The organism is Bacteroides sp. A1C1, assembly GCF_004328515.1.
Classification (GTDB): domain Bacteria; phylum Bacteroidota; class Bacteroidia; order Bacteroidales; family Bacteroidaceae; genus Bacteroides; species Bacteroides uniformis.
The window spans coordinates 1248644-1268997 of record NZ_CP036491.1; the positions used below are offsets into that span (position 1 = coordinate 1248644).

The 20354-nt window shown below is 47.6% G+C and carries 17 protein-coding genes; all 17 read right to left on the reverse strand.

Going from position 1 to position 20354, the window contains the following annotated elements; translation table 11 throughout:
* Positions 1-111: 111 nt before the first annotated feature.
* Entirely contained in the window at positions 112-1131 is a 1020-nt protein-coding gene (locus tag EYA81_RS05325; protein WP_016273137.1) for a branched-chain amino acid aminotransferase, read from the reverse strand.
* A 53-nt stretch (positions 1132-1184) separates the two neighbouring features.
* Positions 1185-1397 carry an exodeoxyribonuclease VII small subunit gene (xseB, locus tag EYA81_RS05330; protein WP_117600805.1) on the reverse strand — a complete coding sequence of 71 codons (213 nt, stop codon included), beginning with the start codon at positions 1395-1397 and terminating at the stop codon, positions 1185-1187.
* Position 1398: 1 nt separating this feature from the next.
* Entirely contained in the window at positions 1399-2649 is a 1251-nt protein-coding gene (gene xseA / locus EYA81_RS05335; RefSeq protein ID WP_117600804.1) for an exodeoxyribonuclease VII large subunit, read from the reverse strand.
* Between the two features lie 111 nt (positions 2650-2760).
* Complete coding sequence (locus EYA81_RS05340) at positions 2761-4134, reverse strand: S8 family serine peptidase (RefSeq protein ID WP_131225445.1); 1374 nt, start codon at positions 4132-4134, stop codon at positions 2761-2763.
* A 23-nt stretch (positions 4135-4157) separates the two neighbouring features.
* Entirely contained in the window at positions 4158-5225 is a 1068-nt protein-coding gene (gene mnmA / locus EYA81_RS05345) for a tRNA 2-thiouridine(34) synthase MnmA (RefSeq protein ID WP_098032197.1), read from the reverse strand.
* 381 nt (positions 5226-5606) lie between these two features.
* Entirely contained in the window at positions 5607-6695 is a 1089-nt protein-coding gene (locus EYA81_RS05350) for an acyltransferase (protein ID WP_117600803.1), read from the reverse strand.
* 1 nt (position 6696) lies between these two features.
* A complete protein-coding gene (locus EYA81_RS05355) occupies positions 6697-7029 on the reverse strand; it encodes a hypothetical protein (protein ID WP_008141174.1) in 333 nt (110 codons plus the stop codon).
* 4 nt (positions 7030-7033) lie between these two features.
* Positions 7034-8164 (reverse strand): DUF4852 domain-containing protein, encoded by a 1131-nt coding sequence (locus tag EYA81_RS05360; protein ID WP_242672409.1) that lies wholly within the window; start codon positions 8162-8164, stop codon positions 7034-7036.
* Between the two features lie 199 nt (positions 8165-8363).
* Entirely contained in the window at positions 8364-9254 is an 891-nt protein-coding gene (locus EYA81_RS05365; protein WP_008141172.1) for a DUF4377 domain-containing protein, read from the reverse strand.
* A gap of 134 nt (positions 9255-9388) precedes the next feature.
* On the reverse strand, positions 9389-10756 hold the full coding sequence (mobV, locus tag EYA81_RS05370; protein WP_117875855.1) for a MobV family relaxase: 1368 nt from the start codon (positions 10754-10756) through the stop codon (positions 9389-9391).
* A 154-nt stretch (positions 10757-10910) separates the two neighbouring features.
* Positions 10911-11273, reverse strand: coding sequence for a hypothetical protein (locus tag EYA81_RS05375; protein ID WP_227187195.1), 363 nt, complete (start codon positions 11271-11273; stop codon positions 10911-10913).
* 60 nt (positions 11274-11333) lie between these two features.
* Positions 11334-11726, reverse strand: a complete 393-nt coding sequence (locus EYA81_RS05380) for a hypothetical protein (RefSeq protein ID WP_054856488.1) — start codon at positions 11724-11726, stop codon at positions 11334-11336.
* Positions 11727-11743: 17 nt separating this feature from the next.
* The gene (locus tag EYA81_RS05385; protein ID WP_131225447.1) at positions 11744-12946 is read right to left on the reverse strand and encodes a site-specific integrase; all 1203 of its coding nucleotides are present in this window, start codon (positions 12944-12946) and stop codon (positions 11744-11746) included.
* 371 nt (positions 12947-13317) lie between these two features.
* A complete protein-coding gene (locus EYA81_RS05390) occupies positions 13318-15375 on the reverse strand; it encodes a beta-L-arabinofuranosidase domain-containing protein (protein WP_117600802.1) in 2058 nt (685 codons plus the stop codon).
* An 8-nt stretch (positions 15376-15383) separates the two neighbouring features.
* Positions 15384-16868, reverse strand: a complete 1485-nt coding sequence (locus EYA81_RS05395) for a glycoside hydrolase family 125 protein (protein ID WP_117600801.1) — start codon at positions 16866-16868, stop codon at positions 15384-15386.
* A 35-nt stretch (positions 16869-16903) separates the two neighbouring features.
* Entirely contained in the window at positions 16904-17908 is a 1005-nt protein-coding gene (locus EYA81_RS05400) for a glycoside hydrolase family 43 protein (RefSeq protein WP_131225448.1), read from the reverse strand.
* Between the two features lie 129 nt (positions 17909-18037).
* Complete coding sequence (locus EYA81_RS05405; protein WP_131225449.1) at positions 18038-20344, reverse strand: GH92 family glycosyl hydrolase; 2307 nt, start codon at positions 20342-20344, stop codon at positions 18038-18040.
* Positions 20345-20354 lie beyond the last annotated feature (10 nt).

The following is a 20354-nucleotide window of genomic DNA, read 5'->3' on the forward strand; positions in this document are numbered from 1 at the left end:
TGCACGGATTTTCACGGTTTCTCTTAAATCTATCCGTGTTTTCCGCGCAATCCGTGCCTAAAAGTATAAAAACAAAGTCCCGGCAAGTCTTATACGATAGACATTACCGTATTATTCAACGATCGTTACCCAACCATGAGTATCTGGCTCGTCACCATACTGGATGGCACGCAGCTTGTTGTAAAGCTTCGTACATACCGGTCCCGGTTTTCCATCTTTGGAAATAACGTATGACTTGCCGTTCTCTACGTCGTCAATACGTTCGATGGGGCTGATAACGGCAGCTGTACCGCAGGCACCCGCTTCCTCGAAAGTCAGCAATTCTTCTTCAGGAACCGGACGACGCTCTACCTTCATACCCATATCCTCTGCCAGCTGCATCAGGCTCTTGTTGGTGATGGAGGGCAAGATGGAAGTAGATTTCGGAGTGATATACGTATTGTCCTTGATACCAAAGAAGTTGGCAGCACCACATTCGTCCATGTATTTCTTTTCCTTGGCATCCAGATAGAACTCGCAGGCATAACCCAAATCGTGCGCTTTCTTGTTGGCACGCAAACTGGCTGCATAGTTACCACCTACTTTATAAGTACCGGTACCCAATGGAGCAGCACGGTCGAATTCGCGGATAATGACATACGGATTGGTTGAGAATCCACCCTTAAAGTAAGGACCTACCGGGGTCACGAACACCACAAACAGATATTCGCTGGCAGGATGTACGCCTACTTGTGCACCGGTACCCACCAGCAACGGACGGATATACAGAGAAGCACCCGATTCATAAGGCGGAATGAAACGCTCGTTCAGCTTCACCACCTTCAGAATAGCTTCTTTGAAACGCTCTGTAGAAAGTTCCGGCATCAAGATGCCACGGCAAGTGGATTGCAGGCGGGCTGCATTCTCTTCCAAACGGAAGATACGCACTTTACCGTCTTTGCCACGGAAAGCCTTCAAACCCTCAAACGCTTCCTGACCGTAGTGCAAACAAGTGGCAGCCATATGCATAGGAATGGTTTCCTCACTGCAAACTTCCAGTTCGCCCCATTGTTCGTTACGATAGTAAATTCTCACATTGTAATCTGTCTTCATGTATCCGAACGGCAGATTAGCCCAATCAAGTTCTTTCATATCTCAAAGTATTAGTTACTTCTATTACGTACATTTTGCAACAAAAATAGCTTTTATTCTTCAGATTCCCGCTTCTCCGACAGTAATTTTTCAATTTCCTTATCAGCTTTGGTCAATTTATCGCTGCAAAATGCTATAATTCCATTTGCTTCCTTTATTTTTTCAGCAAGCACATCTATCTCCAGTTCATTGTTGTCTATCTGGCTGACAATTTTCTCCAAACGTGCCATGGCTTCGGAGTAGGTTTCTTTTTTCTTGGACACCATATTATTTACGATTTGACGGTTTACGATTTACGATTGAGGTTACTTCTCCTTTTTGGAGCAGGGTGGTGATTTCATCTCCTTCATTCAGCAAGCCGACATTTTTCACAACCTTCCCGTCTTTCAACGTGATGCTGTAACCGCGGGCAAGCAGCTTTTCCGGTGAAACATCCACCAAGCGCTGCTGCAACAATTCCAGACGGTGGCGATGGCGGGACAAATAGGAAGTGACAGCTTGCACTACATCTTTCCGCGCAGTCAGTAAAGCTATTTTTGCATCGGATATGCAACGGTATGAAGCAGAAGGAATCCGGTTCTTGCAAACAGACAACTTGCGCTGTTCCTGCTGCAACAGATTCCTGACCCCCTCATGCAAGCGGGAAACAAGCATTTCCAGTTCATCGGCGGCATTGTTCATGAGGTCTATCAAGAACTCGGCGGCGGCCGTAGGGGTCTTTACACGGGTATGTGCCACAGAATCCAGCACCGTGTCGTCCCGCTCGTGACCGATACCCGTTATGATAGGTAACGGAAACTGTGCACAAGCAGCAGCAAGCAGATAGGTATCGAAACCGGACAAGTCGGACGTGGCGCCTCCACCGCGAATAATGGCAACCACATCAAACTCGGACAAGCGTGCATTCACCCGGTCGAGAGCAGAAAGGACAGACTCCTCTACACGGTCACCCTGCATCAAGGCAGGAAACAGCTCCGTATAAAAGTAGAACCCCCGGGAATTGTTTTCCAGCTGATGACAGAAGTCACCATAGCCCGCCGCCGTCGGTGAAGATATGACGGCAATACGTTGCGGCAGGCGGGGTATATCCAGTTCTTTATTAAGAGTGAGGACTCCCTCCTCCTCAAGCTGCCTCAATATTTCCCTGCGGCGACGCGCCATATCGCCCAACGTATAGGTGGGATCTATGTCCTGCACTGTCAAACTATATCCATAAAGTTCGTGGAAACTGACAGTGACCTGAACCAGCACTTTGATGCCCGAAACAAATGCCTGCCCCGTAGCCTCCTCAAAATAGGGCTTCAGCAACCGAAACACATTTGCCCAGATGGTGCCTCTCGCCTTAGCTACCAGACTATTGCTACGGGGATCTTTCTGCACAAATTCCAGATAGCAATGCCCTGTACTGTTGGTACGCACATCGCTCAACTCTGCCTGCACCCAAAACTCATCGGGGAGACACTGCTCCAGACTACGGCGCACAAGGGCATTCAACTCTTGTAAAGACAAGGCTTCCATACAGCTATCATTCAACCAGTTATAACTTTATAAAATTTTATCCGTAATAAAGCGGTACTTTATTCGTGATAAAGTGACAATACACTATTGGCAAGCCAACAGAAATTCTCGTTATTTGTTTCTTTCGGACTGATAATCCTGATACGCCTTCCACATATCGGGCACGCCATAGCCATAGATATTATCAGGATAATCCGTACGGTCACCGGAACGGCGCACCAACTCTATCACTTCTTTTGCCGTAAGTTCGGGACAAGCCTGCCACAAGCAAGCCACCATACCGCACATAATGGGTGAGGCAAAAGAGGTACCGTTCGCCCTTCCCTGGTTGCCGTCCGTACGTATAACGTCGGCACCCAGCCCGACGGCTACAACATCCGGCTTTATCCGATGGTCTGCCGTATTCCCTACAGACGAGAAAGGAGCCAGAACAGCTTCCTTGTCGACAGCACCCACCGTCAGCACATTTTCGGCATCGCCCGGAGGCGTAATCTTCTTCCAAGAACCGGTGCCCGAATTTCCGGCACTGCATACCAATACCATGCCCTTATCGGCTATGCGCGATGCCTGACGTGACATCAGCGCATAGTGCCCATCCAGATTGCGGAGCTTATAATTCTTGGATTTATCATCGAAAGCGTAATATCCCAATGAAGTATTAAGCACATCCACTCCCACGCTATCGGCATATTCCACAGCAGCAGCCCAGTAGTCCTGCTCTACCAGATGCTCGGAGTATTCGTCTTCGCTACGCAGCAACCAGAAAGAAGCTTCGGGAGCTGTACCGGTCATGACACCGGGGCGATTCATGGCGATGCACGAGAGCACCGCCATGCCGTGGCTGCTTTCGGCAAATATATCCGATTGGGGATTCACAAAATCCTTCGTACCCTGGATGCGGATATTCTGCATGGCGGTTATCTTGTCGGCATTGTGGAAACCCGCGTCGATAACGGCAATCGTCATTCCTTGTCCCTTGAAGCCTTCTTCGTGCAGCTTATCGCCATTGCTCAGCCGTATCTGGTCGACAGCCAATCCATAAATGCTGTCGGGATGCACGCTCGGGCGGTTTATCAGAGAGTCGCGCTCTGTCGCCATGAACGGCCCGTCACCTCCGGGAGCTATCCAGACCTTTTCCGTCTTCCGAACAAAAGGCAGGGCGGCAATACGCTCTATCAATGCAGAGTCGTTGCAGGACACTGTAACAAAATTCTCCCATTTGCCGGTAACGACAATCTTCGCGCCTTGCCTGCGAATCTCATCCACATACTTACGGCATACCGGAAGGTCTGTCGAGTCTATCGGAAGATTCTGCTTCCGGCGACGCTCAATCGCCTTTTCAGAAAGGAACGCTTCCGGATGTTCCAGCGAATACGTGGTGGCAGCCTTATCCTTCAGGCTGATACGATACTTCAAAGTATCTTGTTGTGCCGATGCTCCCGCCGCAAACAGGACAAAGGCTGAAAGAAGTACAAGTCTTTTCACAATTAGAAATTATAAATTAAAAATTAAAGAAACATCCCGATGCCCCGTTGGGAAGCGATGAATGAGCCTCCAACCACACGCCGGCCGACATAGAACACGGCAGACTGTCCTGGAGCAATGGCAGAAGCCTCCGACAAGAAGTGCACCAGCAGACGCCCGTCCTCCAGGCGCTTCACGGTGCAAGGAATAGGTTTGCTGCGATAACGGATGCGCACGGTGAGTTCTTCCGATCCAAAGAATTCGTCTTCATCCGTCAGATTCTCCTCTTCGGCCAGCATATATCCGGCCTTCAATTGTTCCGCATCGCCCAGCATCACGGTATTCTTCTGCGGATTAATTTTCAGCACATAGGCAGGTTTGCCCAAAGCTATCTCCAGGCCTTTCCTCTGTCCGATAGTGTAGTAAGGAAATCCTTTGTGCTCCCCCAGTTTGACGCCTTCCGAATTGACAAACCATCCCGGCCCCACTTCACTGTCTATCTCCGAGGAATGCTCGCGCAAGAAGTCGCGGTAGTCTCCCTTGATGAAACAGACTTCCATGCTTTCCCCTTCTTCCGCCTTGAGCGTATATCCTTTATCACGAAGATACTCGCGAACCTGCATCTTGGTGAATGCTCCCAACGGGAAGATGCATCGCTTCAACACCTCCTGCCCCAGTCGCCAGAGGAAATAGGACTGGTCTTTCTTATCATCATCCCCGGCAACAATGTAAACCTTCCCGTTCCGTTCCTCCAGACGGGTGTAGTGCCCGGTAGCAATGAACGCACACCCCAACCTGTCCGCCCACTCCGTCAGGATACGGAACTTGAATAACGGATTACACATCACACAAGGATTGGGAGTACGCCCCCGACGATATTCATCGATAAAGTTCTGAACAATAATCTGCCGGAAAGCCTCACGCTCATCTGCCACATGGTGTTCAATTCCCATACTGTCGGCAAGGTTGCGGGCTTCCACCGGTTCGTCTCCCCACACCCACATGGTGAGGCCGACTATCTCATAGCCCTGTTCCCTCAACATCAGGCAAGTGGCGGTACTGTCTATACCTCCGCTCATTCCCACTAATACTCGCTTTTCGGATTTGTTCATATTCTGCCATTCATTCATATAATCTGCAAAAGTACACGTTTTCAAGCAGAATACACAGCTTTTCAGCTAAAGAGAGAGTATTTTCATCCTCCACAGCCTTCACCTTCTTCCTCAACCTTCCTATTCATCGGCTTTTCCGGTAAGACCTCTTTCCTTCGCACTACCGCACCTCATAGGTGTTCCGGCGTTTTCTTATCAATTACGCATCTGTCTTTGATTACACCTCCTTTCCTCTTAGCATAACCATTTATGAATCAGCAGATAATCAGTGCAAAAAGAATGCAACCATTTTGCAGTGACGCTACGCCCCTACTACAGTGAGGTTAGCAGCAGGCAATTGACAGCTCCCGAGCCTTCAACGGGAAAGCGAATACAAGGTTTTTACCCGATAATCCATTTACTGCCCGGTATCAACGAGATGAGCTTGGTTGCCACGAAACAACTGATAAACGTACATACCGCTATAACCGGAATGGCAGCCACAGTGGGCAATCCCAATGTAGACTTAAACACCGACACCCACAAGCCAAGCCAGAAAATGTGCATAAGAAACATGCCGTAGCTGAGTTTAGACATTTCGGCAATGATGCGCGGAGGCTGCGGAATGCTGATACAGCCGAACAACAAAAATGTGCCTGCCGTCAACGCCACGCAATTAAGGGTACAGAAAGCCCATCCCACCTCAATGACCGGTGTAGAATGAACCACTCCTGGAACAGCCTGGACATAGAACGACCATATGGTAGCCGCCGCGCCGACCAGCATAAGCAAGAAACCGACCCGCAGACGCAAGGAGCGCCCCCAAGTAAGATGCACGCGGATATAATGTGCCAGCACAAGATAGCCTAAATAACCCGAAAAATACCATAACATGTGATATTCGTTCCAGAAACACTGTCCCCATACTTCACCAAACCAACGGTTGAGGAAAGGTATACAAGTAGAAATCAGAAACAATCCGATGAAGAAACGTTCTTCTTTGGCCGAAACCTTCTCCAGCCACGGTGAAATGACCGGAATGAACAGATAAAGACTTATCAACGGATACATAAACCAGAAGTGCCCGGCAAGCGCAGGAAAGTTCAGCCAGATACGTGAAAGGTCGTTCAGAGATTGTTCGCCGTCTATCTGTCCCCACAACATGGGCAACGTGCTATATAGTACCATGAAAAAGACGAACGGCGGCATGATGCGCAGGAAACGTTTGCGGTAAAACTGCCAACAGCTTTGTCCTTTCTTCATCGGTGCAAGCAGATAAGCCGAAACAATCATGAACAGAGGCACAGACATACGAGAGAAACCATCATAAACTGATACCCACAACCTATCGGCCTCATTCTGAAGGAAAGACTGCGGTCCTACCATATCTGTAGAGCCGGCAGCTCCATAAAAATTCTCACTGGCATGAACCAACATGACCAAGAAGCACGCAAACACGCGCACGTAATCCAAAAAAGCAATACGTTTCATTTTATTTATTACAATCACATTTTTGAAAAGTCCTTTCTTCTTTTACAACCTCTTGCTTTATAAGTTTATCATCAATAAAAGTAAAAGCTGTTGTTATAATATACCATGTACCTTTGTTTAATTCTTCTTTATAGAAGAGTTTTTCTTTCTCTTGATTGTCTTGTGTATAGGATATTTCCTTATTAAAAGGCTTTCCATATCTTTTTATGAAAAGATTTTTATCTATGCCCAAATTTATATTTTCAGAGCTGAATTTACTTATTCGACTGGATGTATAACATGATGTCAAGACGATTGTTAGCAATGTAGTCTGAATGATGTTTTTTAGTTTCATATTACTATTTATTGTTCTTTTTAGGTAGCGTTTGTGTACCAAGATAATTGTATGTCACTTCTTGTATGTTATAAGGGAAGACATTATAATAACCGTCCGTTTGTATAATTTCCATGTTCAAAGCTTTTTGACCGTATGCTTTACGGAGTGTTGACCACTCGAAATCGAATGATGTTCCGGGACACATCACCATGGTACGTTTATCAGGAAGTGATACTGGCTGTTGGAGGATGCGCACATATACGTATAGGGTAGCTGTTGGTGGCAAGGTCGCCGAGGTCATTTTACGCATAGTATAAATGCCTTGGGCAATGTTTTTTTTGCAAGGTAGGGTGGCAAATGACGGAGCGTTAGTGAAATGAAAGGCACAAGTTCCCCATAAGCAATAACCTTGTTGGGATAATTCTCTGTTCTGCTTGGTTTCCACATTGACACACGTTAAGCCCGAAAGCGGGAAACGCTGTTGATTGATGTCGTACATTTGGAGTTCCGACAAACATTTGATACGGAAAACCTTATTGAAATCTGCATTTGCCACAGCTTGTTCCAGTTCTTTCCGATATGTTGTACGAAGTTCTTCCAATGCAAACGGGTCATTGGCTGCTTCTGCATACTGTTGGGGAGCAGAGAGAGAGGCATAGGTCTCGACTGATGCTGTGTCGATAGGTTTGCCGTAAAGTTTATGTGTGTAGGCGAACAAGATAGCCGGGGTAAGGTCGACAGCTCCATCCATATGGGAAACATGATGTCCGGACATGATGTTTCCTTTGGTTAAAGCCATGTTTAGATATACGCCAATCTTGAAATCGCCCTGTTCGGCAAAGACTATTTGGGGCGTTTCCGGCTGTTGGTAAATGCCGAACTGTTGATAGAGTTTGGGCTGGTAAGCAGGTATGTCGGTAATGACGGCAGTCCGTCCGGTTGAGTTTTTCGGATTCAACTTGTCGAATTTATTATCGGCGTTTATCTGCTTTATAAATAGATAGCCCGAAGGCAATGGTTCGCCAATACGGAGCGTGTCGCCTACTTTATAAGTACGACCGTCACAAGCATCAATGCTCTGCTGGGCTTGAAGGGGTTGGCATAACAAACAGACACCGCTTAACAACAAAACGGTCAGATTTATTCTTTTCATACGTTTTTTTGTGCTTAATTCTATAGTTCTCATTTTAATAGATTCTTATAATAGTTGCAATGATATAGTCAAACTGCGTTATTTTGAGAATTTTACACAAAAAAAGAATTGATTATCAACAAATTACGATTTAAATCCCTCTCAAACCAATTCTGTTTGACTATAATTAGGATGATTGATGCTCGCTGAAGATTTTATGTTATTTAATAGAAATGGCATAAGAAACCACAACTGTTTTCACTCCGGCTTGCGGATATTTATTTTTGTAGTATTCAGAAAGGTCTTTATAAAGATAAGCTACATCGGGGGTTAAATCTACGTTTCTTGATTTAGCAGAACGACCCATAAACACATCAAATGAAAGATAATTCGTTTCATTTCCATGTTCATCTAAAAAAGTCCATTTCCCATAACCAAACACATTTCCTTCTGGAGGAAGTAATTTGTAAGATTCTGGCATTTCTTCCGGGGCTTTGTTTTCGTTTTTTATAATACACGGTCCCAATGTATTATTATCGTCTTTTATTGCAATACATCTTAGGAATTTGTCTTCGCTCCGCCAAAGCATATAATGAAAATCCAAAGGAATAAAAGATTTTTTTTTCAATTCTTCTTCAATAAGTTTTTGATTATTATCTGCATCTACTACATATCTGTATTTAGGAAGCTGTACATTCTCATAGTATGATTTAGGGATAAAATGTAAAGGCAAATTTTCTGAATCTTTCCTATCTTTAGATATTATTTCAAGTAGTTCATATTCCGTCCATGCGGGATTTCCCATGCTATAATCCAAATAATTTGTTTCACTGATTTTTACCTTATATTCATATCCTTTCTCAAACTCAAATTCATCAATGACTCCAAGGCTCTCCCATTCTTGGGCATTTTCTTTCTTTACGGCATATACATCAGACAAATAATTAAATCCGTCTGACCAACAAACACCGGGTATCTTCTTTGATGCAATGGTTAAAGAATATTCCTTGTAGTCTGTCACTTTCTCACCCTCTTCATCTTTGTTATCACAACCTATAAAGCCGAATATACAGAGAAATAATATCAGTATTTCTAATTTTTGAGTTTTCATATCTATCAAATTTTACGATTCTGTATTTACTTTTATTTGCTCTATCCTTATTTTGTGTGCAAATATATAAAAAGTGCCATTCATAAGGCATTATGAACAGCACTTTTTTATTGTTTTCCAGCAAGATAAAACGGTTATATCTTCATTCCCCTACCTTTTTTTTGCGGTTGTATAGGTCGGCGTATGTTCTGCCTTAACTTCTCGAACTGTTCCTTGAACCACTCGGCAATGGGCTTTCGGTCAATGGCAAGAACCAGTCTCGTCCCGTCCGTGGGGTCTTTCACGACTTGAAACCCTGCCTTTTCGGTCGTGAATTTCCGTCCGTGTTCCTCCGAGTAAAGTTCCCCTGCATACTCCAACGGCTTTCCCTTGACGAGCGTTGCGGTTTGCCTTTCATCGAATCCCACAAGGCGGCATAGGTTTTCGATACGGAGCATTTCACGGAAATAGGGAAACCATGCCGCCGCCCTTGCGATTACCGTTTTCAAGAAAGATATTTCCTCCTTGTGCTTCGTTTCCTTGTCCGCTATCTCCCTGCGGTACTTCCGTTCTACTTCTGCCATCTGTCGGCTGTGGTCTGCCTGCATGTTCTGTATTCTGTCTTGCAGGGCTTCGATGGTTTCCTCGTGGTCGGCTACCTCCCTATGCAGGGCGATGTTCTCTTTTTCCAATGTCTTGACCTTGTTGCTGCCGAAAAGAGAACCGACACTCTCGGCGATGTTGGCGGCTGCGGTGGTTGCTGCCCCTTTCAGCTTCTCGGTCTGTATTTCTTTTTTCGCCCGTCTTAGTTCTTCCCGTGCCGTTTCTTTCTGCTGTTGCAAATCCACCACTTCCGCTTTGAGGTTGTCGGCGAGTTTCTGTATATCCCGATAATACTGCTGCGTGGACTTGTGGCGAGCCTTCGAGCCGTCTATGCCCCTTTGCAACCCGTATTTCGCCATCGCCACGGCATAGGTATCTTGGTAGGACTTCAATTTCAGCCGTGTCATAATATCGTCTGCGCACAGCCTCACGGTGTCGGTCGGTTTCTTGCGGTATCGCTTTTTCGTCTGTTCCTCCCTTTTCCTGCGCTTTCGCTCTCCCTTGACGATGGGGGCGAGCGTAACGTGTATATGCGGTGTTTCCTCGTCCCTGTGCAGGTGAGCCGCCACGATGTTCTCCTTTCCGAACGTGTCGGCGAAGTATTTCAGATTGTCGGCGCACCACTCGTCCAAACGCCCCTCTTCTTCTATCCGCTTCATGTCCTCGTGCGTTCCCGATACGTTGATGCGGATAGCCCGTACTTGGTTGCTTCCGATTTTGCGTGTCAGCCCCGCTTCTTCTAATCTCTGCTGTATAGCCGCCGAACGGTCTTTCACCCCGTCGGGGTATTCGATGAGTCTGCGGTTTAGGTGTGTGCGTGTGGGGTCGGCGTTCTTCGGTATGATGAAACGCTCGATATGTGCGGTCGTTCCGCTGTCGCTGCCGTGCGCCTTTTCCATGTGTAAAACTACGAAACCCATATATTCTTCCTTTCTTTTTTGGCTTGTGAAACAATGATTTTTTGTATCTTCGGGGGCGGCAAATGCCGTCCCCGATGGGGTGTGCAGAGGGGCTTGCCCCTTGCCTTATTGGGGAATTTTCAGCGATACGTAGTATTGCGGCTCGGAAAATTCCCTAATAAGCTACGGTATTTTCTCCGTAAATACCCTGCGGCGTGCCGTCCGTCTGCCTTTCTGCGGTGGCTGTTCCTACCACCTGCTTACCCATATAACCCCACCTAATTTTTTCCCTTTCGGTCGGTGGATGTGGGCGGTCGTTTCCGTTTTCAAAGGCTCTTTTGCATGGGGCGGTCGGATACAAGGTTTTCCCGATAAATACGCTCGCAGCGAAGCGAGAGGAAGATTTATCGGGAAACGGCGCAGCCGCCCGACCTTTTAGCCGACATAAAGCCCCGTGCTTGCTTTGCCTTTGTAAACGGAAATGATTGCTCCGCTTTCCTCTGAAAAGAGGAATAGAACCTGCAATATATATCACCATAGTGATAGATTTGCATGTTGGTATGTTGGTATGTTTGCATGTTGGTATGTTGATATATCATCATGCTTTCCAACGGCTGTTGGGCTTGCCGTCCGAAACAACCGACACGAATACCGTCGTTTTCTCTTTTCGCCCGTGTATAATCCTTTCCAATAATGCCCTGCGGACTTTCGCCGCCCCGAACGATTCGATACGGAAAGCAAGGGCGACTATCGTTTCGAGGTTGTAAACCTCCGCGCTGTATCTGTCCGATATGCGGATAATGCGCTTTATATCATATATATTCAAAACTTCGCTTTTGCAGAGTGCCTTTATCCCTGCCCGAACCGTCGGGGCGATAACCCCGAACAGTTCGCAGATTTCCCACTCGGTCATGGCGGTTGCACCTATATCGCTCGGCAGGAAGATATTGCCCTGCCCGTCCATCGTGATAATATTCCTTTCTTCTTTCATCGGTATTCTGTTTTTAATTAGATGGCTCGGCAGATATTCTTCTCCATATCCTCCAACTTGTGCGACAGGGTTTCCATGTCTTGGCTTATCTTCTGGGCGGTGATTTTGGCGTAAATTTGGGTGGTTTTTATGTTCGTGTGTCCCAAAAGGCGGCTCACCGTTTCGATGGGTACGCCGTGCGACAAAAGTACGGTCGTGGCGTTCGTGTGGCGTGCAACGTGATAGGTCAAACGCACCTTGAAGCCGCATTGTCTGCCTATATCTTTGAGTATTTTGTTACAACTGCCGTTACTCGGAACGGGGAAAACATGACCGTCCCGAGCCAGCCCCTTGTATTTCTCTATGATACGTTTGGGAACGTCCAAAAGACGGATGTTCGATTCGGTGTTGGTCTTCTTTCTTCGGGTGATTATCCAAAGATTGCCGTCGAAGAATGTTTGCAGGCGGTCGGTGGTGAGGTTCTTCACGTCTGAATACGCCAAACCCGTGAACACAGAAAAGACAAACAAGTCCCGTACAAGTTCATGGGTGGCGTTCTTCATGGGTGCGTTCATGAGCGTCTGTATCTCCGTTTGGGTGAGGTAGCCCCTGTCCACGTTTTCGGGAGAGTTGATATATCCGGCAAAGGGATTGAACGGCAAACGCCCGTCGTTCCTCGCAATGGAAACTATGTGTTTCAACACAATCATGTAGCCCCACACGGTATTGGTGCGGCATTTCTTCTCCGTGCGCAAAAAATACTCGAAGTCGTTGATAAACGTAAGGTTGAGTTCCTTTAACGGAATATCCTCTCTCTTGTAGGTATGGGGCAAAAACTCCCGAATATGGTTGCAGACCGTCCGATAACGGGTAAATGTACCCTGCGCCCTGCTGTGCCCGACTTTCTTCTCAAATTCGGCGTTGTGCTGCTCGAATAGCTTTAACAAGGTTTCTTGCTTGATGCCGATACCGAGATAGGCGTCTTTGAGTTTGGCGGCGGTAACATAACCGTCCGTCTGCATTAACTCTTGATAGCGGCGGTTTACCTCCACACGGATTTTATCTACTGCAAGGTTGATTCTCTGCGCTTCGACGCTCTTGCCCGAAGCACGGCTGTTCTTCACATCCCACAAGCGTGGGGGAACGTCCATCTTGCAACTGAACTGTTTAATCTCGCCGTCCACCGTGATACGGCACATCAGAGGCAGGTTGCCGTTCGGCTTCTCGCTGCCTTTCTTCACGTAAAATAATACCTTGAATGTACTTCACATAACTCACTCCTTTTTTTGGTTACAAAATTAGTTCTTAGTGAGTTACCGACAGCTATGTAAATCAACACAAAACGCAGAAAAAGAACCTTTTAGCAAGAAATCTGCATCCGTTACGGGAGTAACGAGGTGGTAACTGAACTTCTGCACCGTTTGGCTTCGAGGTGGTATTTCGTTGGCTCTGCCCCATAGAAAAACAAAGCGTAACGAACGCTCTATCAGCTAATTCGCTACGCTTTGCCCAAATTTACTTTTTCGCTATGTGTTTATTTTAAGTTTTCTATTTATGCAAGTCAGGAGTTAAAGATGTCAGCACTTCACTACTGTCCGCATCATTCATCAATTTATTCTCTTGTATTCGGGAACGCAGATATCCTTAACCGCGCAGCTCCCATAGGGATGAGTGTGATTTCTTCTTTGTCGCCTCTCGCTGCATCCTCTTCGGGCAACACGCCACACAACCCGGTTTCATCTATTTCCCATTCGGGAACCAATCGGCCGACAGCCTTCACCTCCAAAGGTACATTGGCCACCGTAAAAGGGTAGTCGTCGGCCGGCCATGATTTACGGATTACCTCGAAGTGTTTCAAGGGTTCTGTCTTGTCCAACACCAGCGAATAATTCCACGCGCTGCCGGAATATATCTCAGTAGTGGGCCATTTTTGAGGGTCAGCATCTTTTTGCCATTTAGAATCACCGATGGCCGTTTCGCGGCTGTCCTTCTCCACATATTTCTCAGCAATCTTAAGAGAGAGCGTGAGAGGACCGTAATCCACACTTACGCTGTTTTTATTGACCTGCCAGGTGCGCATGGACAAAGACATCGGAAACGTCAATTCCACACAGTCACCATCCGACCACTCGCGATGGATGCAGAGATACTTCCCTGCCACGGGAACCGCATCCACTTCCTCACCATTCACGCACACTTTCGCCTTTTGAGTCCATGAAGGGATTCGGAAATAGAACGGGAAGACGACTTTTCCCTCGGTAGAGACAGAAAAACGGATGTCTTCCTCAAAAGGATAATTCGTCTCTTCGTGCAAAGTGATTTCCTTTCCATCAGCTACTTTCACCACAGCTTTGCAAGCTGCATAAAGAGCCGTTGCCACTCCATTGTCGGGAGTTGCCAAAACCAGATGCTCGGCAAAGTAGGGCCAGCCTTGTGCATGATTGTGCTGACAGCAACGACTGCTGAAAGGATTCATCGAAAGAAACGGTCCGCGGTTGTCAATGCCCGGATGATGATTCTTGGAATCACTGACGACATGGTTCGGGCAAGTGATGTAGCGCAACGCTTTAAAATCCGGCATCACGGCAACCGGATAAGAGTTAAATGCAACTTCTTCGCAATGCTCGGCCCATAAGGGATCGCCCGTTATGCGAAGCATAATTTCATCAGAAGCCATCTGCTCAACCAGCCCGCAGGTTTCCACCCCTTGGCGGGGGTCGATATATCCCAAACGGGCATTCTCATCTGCCCCGAACATGCCACCGGGCACTTGCCCGAAAGTACGACGAATCAGTCGATGGACATTATAAGAGGCTTTCAGCATGGCAGAATCACCGGTCTGCATATAATAAGTAGCAGGCTCACGGAAACATTGGGCAATGTTTACGTTGTGCCAGTTGGGCAAAGAGGTCGACTGAGTCCAGTCCGCAGTATTGCGATGAATCTTTTCGGCCAATTCGAGCAAAAAAGCATCTCCCGTATGACTGTAAAGCCAGTAAATGCTGATGATATTATCGCCTCCACGACTATTCTCCCAAAAGTCTTCCAGAAGTTGGTCGTCGGGAACCGTCATCTGCCATTTAAAGTAGTTTGTCATCAGGGCTATGACACGCTGGTCTTGAGAATACTCGTAATAAGATTGCAGGCACCAGAGCATAATCATCTGTGCCCAAAGTTCGCGTTTTCCATTGCGTTCGTTGACCGGGCCGAAATAACCGTCCGGCTGGCGACTGGCAAATACGCCTTCGATCCAGTATTTGGTTTCTTCTATCATCTTCGGATCATTCAGAATATATGCCAAACTGCTATACCCTTTGAGCCAATAGGGAACTTCCTCCCAACCATGGTCCCCACCGGTCGTAAGCCAAGCGTTGTCATCCTTTTCCAACCAAGCACTGATTTCCCCTAAATGTCCGGTCAGGCCGTCGCGCTGCAACTCCAGAAATTTCCTTACCCACCCCTCGGGACGGATGCTGCCTACTGGCAATTTTATAAAGTTCAATGGACGAAGCGGGGCACGGTAACCCATATAATTAGTATTGACAGCATGTATATCCGGCCGGTCAACCACCGTCACCGTACCAGCAGAAGAGGCAGAAGTACAAGCCATAACCGAAATTGCCAATGCCACGAAAAGGAAGGCAGCCACCCATGTATATAAGTTCTTCATGTTATATCTTAATCAATGCTATTCAATAAATCCACCTTCCCTTCATTAACCAACTTCAATATCAACTCACCGAAAAGGGTGTTCTGCCAAGCAAACCAAGGGCGGGTGAAGTTAGTTGCATCATCCTTATGGAACGACTCGTGCATGAAGCCCGTACCGGCATCCGTATCCATCAGCATCTTGATGCAAGTTTTGATTTCGGCATCATCCCGGCTTGTGAAAGCTTTCATCATAATGCTCATAGGCCACACCATGTCATAGCCGATATGCGGTCCGCCGATACCCTCACCGGCTTTGCCGCTGAAGAAATAAGGATTGCTGTCGCTCCACACAAAACGGCGGGTATTCTGATAAATAGGGTCATTGACGTCTACATCTCCCAGATAGGGCATGGCAAGCAAGCTAGGCACATTGGCATCGTCCATCAGCAAATGATTACCGAAACCATCAACCTCGAAAGCATAAATGGTACCAAATTCAGGATGATTGTAGGTTGCATAGCGTTTCAAAGCCATTTCCACCTCATCGGCCAAGGCACGGCAATCGGCAGCCAAAGCAGTCTCCTTGTTCACTGTTTCCAGAATCTCGGCAGCCTTACGCAAGGAAGTGACAGCAAAGAAGTTGGAAGGCACAAGGAACTGAAGCGTTGTGGCATCGTCCGACGGGCGGAAGCAGGACACGATAAGTCCCACCGGACGGACAGGAGCACCCAGACCATCATTGTTCAGCGTATCGAGCGCACGCTCCGTCTTGCGTTGAAATTTGTAGGGACCGGCACCCTCTTTGCGCTGCTGCTGACAAAAAGTAGTATAAATATTGCGGATGGCTTCCAGCCATTCAGCACCGAAAACCGAAGTGTCACCCGTCACCTGCCAGTAGTGATAAGCCAACCGTAAAGGATAACAAAGCGAGTCGATTTCCCATTTACGTTCATGCAGTTCGGGCTTCATGTCAGTAAGGTCACTCATCCAATGCCCATCGGGTAGCGCACCATCGTTGTAAGCATTCGCATATGGGTCGATATTGATACATTTGAACTGGCGTAGAATAACACCGGCCAGCATCTCTTTCAGTTTCGGGTCGTTATTGGCAAGCTGTACATATGGCCATACTTGCGCCCCTGAGTCACGCAACCACATAGCATGGATGTCACCCGTATATACAAAAGTATCAGGCTTTCCATCGCTGCCCTTGCGGAAGTGCACAGTAGTATCCAGCGTATTTGGAAAACAGTTGGCAAACATCCAGGAAAGCTTGCGGTTCTTCAAAAGTTTCTGTACACGGACAATCTCTTTCTCCACGGCAGTGGAACGGAAAAGTCGTTGTTTCTCTTTAGGACGGTTAGAGGTATAGTTACCAGCAGATGCCGTATTATCCTGCACGGCTACAAAGCCCGCATCGGCAAGAAGGCAGCTACTATTGACAGCCTGAACCATCCCGGCAGCCGCAGCCAGAACAAGACTGAAACAAATCTTTTTGGAATTAAGACTCATATTTCTTCTATATAAATTCGAATTGAAAATTGCTATTAGTCAAGTGGAGGGGTGGTAGCTTTCACTCCCTCGAAAGTCATGCGCACCGGCTTTATCTTTCCTTTTTTGTCAAAGTACATCCGGTCAATGCAGGTGGCACGGCTGTTTGCTGCCGTTTCTCCCAACGGGCGACGGTGGTAAATGATGTACCATTCGTCCTTACCTTTTCCACGCACCACTGAATGATGTCCGGCACCGGTAGCCACATCGGCATCCTGCTGAAGAATGATTCCCTCGCGATGGAACGGCCCGAAAGGAGAGTCGGCAATGGCATAGGTCACACGGTAGTCGGGACTTCCCCAACCGCCTTCCGACCACATGAAGTAATACTTTCCGTTACGTTTCAACATGAAAGGACCTTCCACATAGTCCTGAGGAGTCACTTCTTTATAGACTGTGCCATCATCAAAAGGAACGACACTAAGTAAATCGGAAGACAGTTTCACGATGTTGCAATGCCCCCATCCGCCATAGTACATATAGTAAGTGCCATCGTCATCACGGAACACAAACTGGTCGATGGGCTGTGCGCCATTCACAATTTTATCAATCAGGGGCTTGCCCAGCACATCTTTGAAAGGACCTGCCGGATTGTCTGCCACAGCCACACCGATGCCGCCAATCTCAGAGTTGTTCTGTATATCGTTCCCTCCGAAGAAAAGATAATAGCGGTCATTGGCCTCGATAACAGCCGGCGCCCACAAAGCACGGCGCAACCATGGGATATTTTCCTTTGAAAGCACGCGTGGATGTTTGGTCCAATGCACCAAGTCGGGCGAAGAATAGGCATCCATAAAAGTCTGTTCATCATAAGGAGCGGAATATGTAGGATAAATCCAGAACTTCCCGTCCAGCACTACTCCCTCAGGGTCGGCATACCAACCGGGAAAAATCGGATTGCCGCTACGTTTCTTTTGAACTTCTTCACCAGATTGCGCATAAACGGAAGAAGAGGAGCAAAACAATGCCAAGCAGTAAATAGTAAGTTTCTTAAGTTTCATGGTAAATAGGGTTTTCAAACAGTGATTTATCGTAAAAGAGAGAGGGTGTGTCAAAACATTTTTCAGCTATCACTCCGTCAGACATTCGGCACACCCTCATCATTAATTGCTATGGTTTTGGCTTTGAGGTCACTTCTTCTTTTTAAGCGTTTTCGAGAAGGAGTAAGGAGCATCCTCCTCTCCTGTCCCACGCAGTTTGTTGGGCACATTGTCCATAGTGAAGCGCAGTGAGGAGCCGTTCGTCAGTTGCTCGTGTGTCAGAAAGTTGCGTGTATAGTCAACGCCATCCACTGTAAGTTTCTGCACGTAGCAGTTGGCACGACTATTCTCAGGAGCTTCAATCGTCACAGTCTTGCCATTTTCCAAGTGCAGACGCACAGAACGGAAAAGAGGAGCACCCAGCACATACTGGTCTGTACCCGGACAGACGGGATAGAATCCCAAAGCTGAAAACACGTACCAAGCAGATGTCTGGCCGTTGTCCTCATCACCGCAATAGCCGTCGGGATTGGCATTGTACATACGCTCCATAACCTCACGCAGCCAGTACTGCGCCTTCCACGGCTGGGAGGAATAATTATAGAGGTAAATCATGTGCTGTATAGGCTGGTTGCCGTGAGCGTAGTTACCCATATTCATGATCTGCATCTCCCGAATTTCGTGGATGACACTACCATAATAACTTTCGTCGAACACAGGCGGCAACACAAACACGGAATCCATCATCTGGTTGAAGAAGTCCTTGCCACCCATCAGGTCAATGAGTCCTTGCGGATCGTGAAAAACCGACCATGAATAATGCCAACTGTTTCCTTCGGTGAAGGCGTCACCCCACTTCAAGGGATTGAACGGCGATTGGAATGTACCGTCTTCATTCTTGCCGCGCATCAACTTATGGGCAGGGTCGAAAAGATTCCGGTAGTTCAGCGCGCGTTTGGCAAAAGGAGCCAGTTCTTTCTTCGACTTGCCGAGCGAAAGTCCCAGCTGGTAGATGCACCAATCGTCATAGGCATACTCCAGCGTACGGGCTGCATTCTCGTTGATTCCCACATTATAAGGCACGTAACCCAGCTTATTGTAATACTCATGTCCCAAACGTCCGGTAGAGGAAACCTCGGGATGCACTTTCTCCGTACCGTTCTTCACAGCTTCCCATAATGTCTCGATGTCGTAGCCGCGCAGTCCCTTCAGCCAAGCATCTGCCACCACAGAGGCAGAATTGTTGCCCACCATGCACCCACGGTGTCCCGGACTGGCCCATTCGGGCAGGAAACCGCTCTCCTTGTAAGTATTGGCCAACCCTTCCTGCATCTTGGCATTCATGGATGGATACATCAGATTAAGGAAAGGGAAAAGACAACGGAAAGTGTCCCAGAAACCGGTGTCGGTAAACATATAGCCGGGCAGCACCTCACCATTATAGGGGCTGTAGTGCATTACCTGACCTTGCGCATCTATCTCGTAGAAACTGCGCGGGAAAAGCACCGAACGGTAGAAACAAGAGTAGAAAGTACGCAGACGGTCGAGGTCGGTATCCTGCACTTCAATGCGGCCCAGTACCCGGTTCCATTCGTCACGCCCGGCTTTCGCCACCTCTTCAAGCGTCCGGTCACCCAGTTCCTTCAAGTTCAACTCGGCCTGCTCGTGACTGATGAATGAGGAAGCCACACGTACATTCACCTGCTCGCCACGGAGGGTATGAAAACCTATGATGCCACCGGCATGATTGGCACCTGCCTCGGTGGTACGGGGGGCAATCTTTCCGTCCTTCACGGCAGCAGTATAAGTAAAAGGCTTATCGAACTGCAATACAAAATAGTTCTTGAAATTGCTTGGCACACCACCACTGTTCTTGGTGGTGTAGCCTATGATTTTCTTTTCAGCCGGAATGATTTTCACAAAAGAGCCATTGTCCATGGCATCGATCACCACATAGGCTTCCTCCGTTTCAGGGAAAGTGAAACGGAAGGCAGCGGCACGCTCGGTAGGAGCAAATTCCGCCGTCACATCATGGTCGGCAAGATAGACTTTATAATAATAAGGAGTGGCAGTCTCGGCTTTATGAGAAAACCAACTGGCACGCTCGTCCTGGTCGAAAGCCACCTTTCCGGTGATAGGCATAATGGCAAACTGTCCGTAATCGTTAATCCACGGACTGGGCTGGTGTGTCTGCTTGAATCCGCGAATCTTGTCGGCATCATAAGTATAAGCCCATCCATCCCCCATAGTACCGGTCTGTGGTGTCCAGAAATTCATACCCCAAGGCATTGCCACAGCAGGATAAGTGTTGCCCGTAGAAAGGGCATGCTTGGATTGCGTGCCAACCAAGGTGCTGACGTAATCAACAGGAGTAATCGGCTCGTCAACCGGCAGTAAGGCCGCCTGCATACCGCCTACAAGAAGGAGGGCGGTTCCCCATGCAAAAAGTCTTTTCATTCGTTTAATA

Excerpts from the sequence above, each read along its gene's own strand:
- EYA81_RS05325 (WP_016273137.1), bottom strand. The coding sequence starts at position 1,131 with ATGAAAGAACTTGATTGGGCTAATCTGCCGTTCGGATACATGAAGACA.
- xseB (WP_117600805.1), bottom strand. The coding sequence starts at position 1,397 with ATGGTGTCCAAGAAAAAAGAAACCTACTCCGAAGCCATGGCACGTTTG.
- xseA (WP_117600804.1), bottom strand. The coding sequence starts at position 2,649 with ATGGAAGCCTTGTCTTTACAAGAGTTGAATGCCCTTGTGCGCCGTAGT.
- mnmA (WP_098032197.1), bottom strand. The coding sequence starts at position 5,225 with ATGAACAAATCCGAAAAGCGAGTATTAGTGGGAATGAGCGGAGGTATA.
- EYA81_RS05350 (WP_117600803.1), bottom strand. The coding sequence starts at position 6,695 with ATGAAACGTATTGCTTTTTTGGATTACGTGCGCGTGTTTGCGTGCTTC.
- EYA81_RS05355 (WP_008141174.1), bottom strand. The coding sequence starts at position 7,029 with ATGAAACTAAAAAACATCATTCAGACTACATTGCTAACAATCGTCTTG.
- EYA81_RS05360 (WP_242672409.1), bottom strand. The coding sequence starts at position 8,164 with ATGAAAAGAATAAATCTGACCGTTTTGTTGTTAAGCGGTGTCTGTTTG.
- EYA81_RS05365 (WP_008141172.1), bottom strand. The coding sequence starts at position 9,254 with ATGAAAACTCAAAAATTAGAAATACTGATATTATTTCTCTGTATATTC.
- mobV (WP_117875855.1), bottom strand. The coding sequence starts at position 10,756 with ATGGGTTTCGTAGTTTTACACATGGAAAAGGCGCACGGCAGCGACAGC.
- EYA81_RS05375 (WP_227187195.1), bottom strand. The coding sequence starts at position 11,273 with ATGGTGATATATATTGCAGGTTCTATTCCTCTTTTCAGAGGAAAGCGG.
- EYA81_RS05380 (WP_054856488.1), bottom strand. The coding sequence starts at position 11,726 with ATGAAAGAAGAAAGGAATATTATCACGATGGACGGGCAGGGCAATATC.
- EYA81_RS05390 (WP_117600802.1), bottom strand. The coding sequence starts at position 15,375 with ATGAAGAACTTATATACATGGGTGGCTGCCTTCCTTTTCGTGGCATTG.
- EYA81_RS05395 (WP_117600801.1), bottom strand. The coding sequence starts at position 16,868 with ATGAGTCTTAATTCCAAAAAGATTTGTTTCAGTCTTGTTCTGGCTGCG.
- EYA81_RS05400 (WP_131225448.1), bottom strand. The coding sequence starts at position 17,908 with ATGAAACTTAAGAAACTTACTATTTACTGCTTGGCATTGTTTTGCTCC.
- EYA81_RS05405 (WP_131225449.1), bottom strand. The coding sequence starts at position 20,344 with ATGAAAAGACTTTTTGCATGGGGAACCGCCCTCCTTCTTGTAGGCGGT.